Source organism: Streptomyces sp. 5-10, assembly GCF_014712245.1.
Classification (GTDB): domain Bacteria; phylum Actinomycetota; class Actinomycetes; order Streptomycetales; family Streptomycetaceae; genus Streptomyces; species Streptomyces violaceusniger.
On record NZ_JACVYG010000149.1, the window covers coordinates 1 to 4,753 of the forward strand.

Annotated in this window: 1 pseudogene; it reads right to left on the reverse strand. The window is 75.3% G+C overall.

Annotation, left to right across the window (positions count from 1 at the left end):
* Positions 1–4,753, reverse strand: a pseudogene (locus IEJ02_RS47450) (SDR family NAD(P)-dependent oxidoreductase); the annotation flags it as partial.

The following is a 4,753-nucleotide window of genomic DNA, read 5'->3' on the forward strand; positions in this document are numbered from 1 at the left end:
GCATCCGACAGCCGCTCCACCAGCAGCATGCCCACACCCTCGCCCCAGGCCGTGCCGTCGGCGGCCGCCGCGAACGGCTTGCAGCGGCCGTTCCTGGCCAGGCCGCGCTGGCGGCTGAACTCGGTGAAGACGTCGGGGGTGGTGATGATGGTGACACCGCCCGCGAGGGCCATCGTGCACTCGCCGTTGCGCAGCGCCTGCGCCGCCAGGTGCAGCGCCACCAGCGACGACGAACACGCCGTGTCGACCGTGACGGCCGGGCCCTCGAAGCCGAAGGTGTACGCCACCCGGCCGGAGGCGATGCTGCTGGAGCCGCCGGTGCCGAGGTAGCCCTCGACGCCCTCCGGGACGGTGTGCAGCCGCGACACGTAGTCGTTGTGCATCTGGCCGACGAACACACCGACCTGCTTGCCGCGCAGCGCCCCCGGGTCGAGGCCCGCCCGCTCGAAGGACTCCCAGGAGGTCTCCAGCAGCAGCCGCTGCTGGGGGTCCATGGCCAGCGCCTCGCGCGGGTTGATGCCGAAGAAGGCCGGGTCGAAGTGGTGGGCGTCGTAATAGAAGCNCGCGGGTTGATGCCGAAGAAGGCCGGGTCGAAGTGGTGGGCGTCGTAATAGAAGCCGCCCTCGCGGGCGTACGAGGTGCCGGGCCGGTCCGGGTCCGGGTCGTAGAACGCCTCGAGGTCCCAGCCCCGGTCCTCCGGCAGCCGGGCGATGCCGTCCCGGCCCTCGGCCAGCAACTCCCACAGGTCCTCGGGGGTGCGCACATCCCCGGGGAAGCGGCAGCTCATCGCGATGATGGCGATCGGGTCGTCCTCGTCCGCCCCGGCGCCCGCCGGGCCCTCCGCCCGCGCGGGGACGGCGGCCGCCGCCTCGGAGCCGAGCAGTTCCTCCAGCAGATATCCGGCGAGCGCGGTGGGCGTCGGGTAGTCGAAGACGAGCGTGGCGGGCAGCCGGAGCCCGGCGGCGCCGCCGAGGCGGTTGCGGAACTCCACCGCGGTCAGCGAGTCGAAGCCGAGGTCCTTGAAGGCCCGGCTCGCCTCCACCGCGTCGGGCGAGTCATGGCCGAGCACCACGGCCACCTGGGCGCGCACCAGGTCCAGCAGGGTCTGCTCGCGCTCGGCCGCGTCCAGCCGGACCAGCCGCTCCACCAGCGAGGAGCCGTCCCCGTCCGCGCCCGACTCGGCGGTGCGGCGGGTCGCGACCCCGCGCACCAGACCGCGCAGCAGCGGCGGCACCATCTCGATGGGCGCGCCGGTGAGCGGCGCCAGGTCGAGCTGCATGGGCACCAGGAAGGCGTCGCCCACCTCCTGGGCGGCGTCGAACAGCGCCAGGCCCTCGTCGGAGGAGAGCCCCAGCACTCCGGAGCGGGTCATCCGGGACTTGTCGGTGGCCTCCAGCTCACCGGTCATCCCGCTGGCCTCGGCCCACAGGCCCCAGGCCAGCGAGGTGGCGGCGAGGCCCTGGGACTGGCGGTGGCGGGCCAGGGCGTCCAGGAAGGAGTTGGCCGCCGCGTAGTTGGCCTGTCCGGGGCCGCCGAACGTCCCCGCCGCCGAGGAGAACAGCACGAACGCGGCCAGGTCCTGGTCGCGGGTCAGCTCGTGCAGGTTGACGGCCGCGTCCACCTTGGGGCGCAGCACCTTCTCCAGCCGCTCCGGCGTCAGCGCGTCGATCACCCCGTCGTCCAGCACACCGGCGGTGTGCACGACGGCGGTCAGCGGACGCCCGGCGGGGATGTCGGCCAGGACGGCGGCGAGCGCGTCCCGGTCGGCCGCGTCGCAGGCGGCGATGGTGACCTCGGCGCCCAGCTCGCGCAGCTCGGCGGCGAGTTCGGCCGCGCCCGCGGCCTGCTCACCGCGGCGGCTGGTGAGCACCAGACGCCGTACGCCGCGTTCGGTGACCGCGTGCCGGGCGACCAGGCCGCCCAGGGTGCCGGTGCCGCCGGTGATCAGCACCGTGCCGTCCGGGTTCCACGGGGCGGGCACGGTGAGCACGACCTTGCCGATGTGGCGGGCCTGGCTGAGGTAGCGGAACGCGTCCGGGGCCTGCCGCAGGTCCCACGCGGTGATCGGCAGCGCCCGCAGCGCGCCCTGCCGGAACAGCTCCAGCAGCTCGCACAGCATCTCCTGGATGCGGTCCAGGCCCGCCTCGGTGAGGTCGAACGCCTGGTAGGAGACGCCGGGGTAGGCGGCGGCGACCTCCTCCGGCGCCCGGACGTCGGTCTTGCCCATCTCGACGAACCGGCCGCCGCGCGGCAGCAGCCGCAGCGAGGCGTCCACGAACTCCCGGGCCAGCGAGTCCAGTACGACATCGACGCCGCGACCGCCGCTGGCCTCGCGGAACGTCTCCTCGAAGGCCAGGTCGCGGGAGGAGGCGATCCGGTCGTCGGCCAGCCCCAGCGAGCGCAGCGTGTCCCACTTGCCCTGGCTGGCGGTGGCGTAGACGTCCACGCCCCAGTGGCGGGCCAGCTGGACGGCGGCCATGCCGACACCACCGGCGGCGGCGTGCACCAGCAGCGACTCCCCGCCCTGGAGGTCGGCCAGGTCGCGCAGCGCGTAGTAGGCCGTCATGAAGACGATCGGCACGGACGCGGCCTGGGCGTACGACCAGCCCTCGGGCATCGGCACGACCATGCGGCGGTCCACGACCACCAGCGGGCCGAAGCCGCCGGGCAGCATGCCCATCACCCGGTCGCCGGGCGCCAGATCGGTGACGCCGGGGCCGGTCTCGAGGACGACTCCCGCGCCCTCGCTGCCCATCAGGCCCGCGTCACCGGGGTACATGCCGAGCGCGTTGAGCACATCGCGGAAGTTCACACCGGCGGCCCGGACCGCGACCCGCACCTGCCCGGCCTCCAGCGGCGCGGCGGCCTCCGGGCTGGGCAGCAGGGTGAGGTTCTCCAGGGTGCCCTTGTCCTGGATGTCCAGCCGCCAGGCCGGCTCGCCGGGCGGCGGCACCATGGGGCCGGTGGCGGCGGTGCGCGCCAGCCGGGGGGCGTGTACGGCGCCCCGGCGCAGCACGAACTGCGGTTCGCCGGAGGCGAGCGCGGCGCCCAGCGCCTCGTAGGAGGCGTCGGTGCCGTCGAGGTCCACCAGCACCAGCCGGTCCGGGTTCTCCGACTGCGCCGAGCGCACCAGGCCCCACACCGGGGCGTGCGCCAGGTCGTGGGTCCCGGCGTCGCCCGCGGTGGCCACCGCGCCCCGGGTGACCAGCACCAGCCGGGACGCGGCGAACCGGTCGTCGGCCAGCCACGCCCGGACGAGCGCCAGCGTCCGCTGGGTGGCGGTGTGGACGGCGGCGGTCACCTCGTCACCGGTGGCGCCGCGCGGGTCATCACCGGTGGCGCCGCGCGGGTCGAGGTACGCCAGGACGTACGCGGGCGCGTCGCCGGCCGCGGCCAGCGCGTCCAGGTCGGCGTGCACGGCAGCACCGGAGGTCAGCGGGGCGGGCGCGCCCTCGCCGAGCACGGTCCAGGACACGGCCGGGCTCTCGGTGGACAGTGCCACGGTGGCCCAGTCCAGCCGGTACAGCGACTCGTGGTACGCGGCGGAGCGGCCCTCGGCGAGCTGCCCGGCCGAGACCGGGCGCAGCGCCAGCTGTTCGACCGAGGCCACCGGGGCACCGGTGCCGTCGGCCAGCTCCAGCGACACGCCGTCGGCACCGGCCGGGGTCAGCCGGACCCGGAGCGCGTCGGCGCCCACCGCGTGCAGCGACACCCCGCTCCAGGAGAACGGCAGCCGCCCCTGCTCATCGCCGCCCGCGCGGGCGAACGTGCTGTGCAGCGCGGCGTCCAGCAGCGCCGGGTGCAGCCCGAACGCGCCCGCGTCGGCCTTGCGGTCCTCCGGCAGCCGCACCTCGGCGAACACCTCGTCGCCACGCAGCCAGGCCGCCGTCAGCCCCTGGAACATCGGGCCGTACGCGAAACCGCCCTGCGCCAGGTGCTCGTACAGCCCCTCGACCTCGGCGGGCTCGGCGCCCTGCGGCGGCCACGCCGTCAGGTCGAACGAGGGCCGCGGGCCACCGGCCACCAGCACACCGCTGGCATGCCGGAGCCACGGCATCTCGGCGGGCGCGTCCTGCGCCCGCGAGTACAGCTCCAGGGTGCGGTGCCCGGCCTGCTGCGGGGCGCCCACGACGATCTGGAGCTGGACCGCGCCGCGCTCGGGCAGCACCAGCGGCGCCTCGATGGTCAGCTCGTCCAGCCGGTCGCAGCCCACCTGGTCACCGGCGCGGATGGCCAGTTCGACGAAGGCGGTGCCGGGCAGCAGGACGGTGCCCATGACGGCGTGGTCGGCCAGCCACGGGTGGCTTTCGAGGGAGAGCCTGCCGGTGAACAGGAAGCCGTCGGAGTCCGCCAGCGGCACGGCCGCGCCCAGCAGGGGGTGGTCGGCCCGGTCCAGACCCGCCGACTCGACGTCGCCCACGAAGCCCGCGGGGGACGTCAGCCAGAAGCGGCGGTGCTGGAAGGCGTAGGTCGGCAGGTCGACGCGGTGGGCGCCGGTCCCGGCGAAGTACGCGGCCCAGTCCGGGGTCACACCACGGACGTGCAGGGCGGCGAGGGCGGTGGCGACGGTCTCGGCCTCGGCGCGGTCCTTGCGCAGCGCGGCGGCGAAACCGGCCGCGTCGGCGTCGGCGACGCACTCCTGGGCCATGGCGGTCAGGACGCCGTCGGGGCCGAGTTCGAGGTAGGTGGTGACGCCTTGGGCTTCCAACGTCCGTACACCGTCGAGGAAGCGGACGGCCTCGCGGACGTGGCG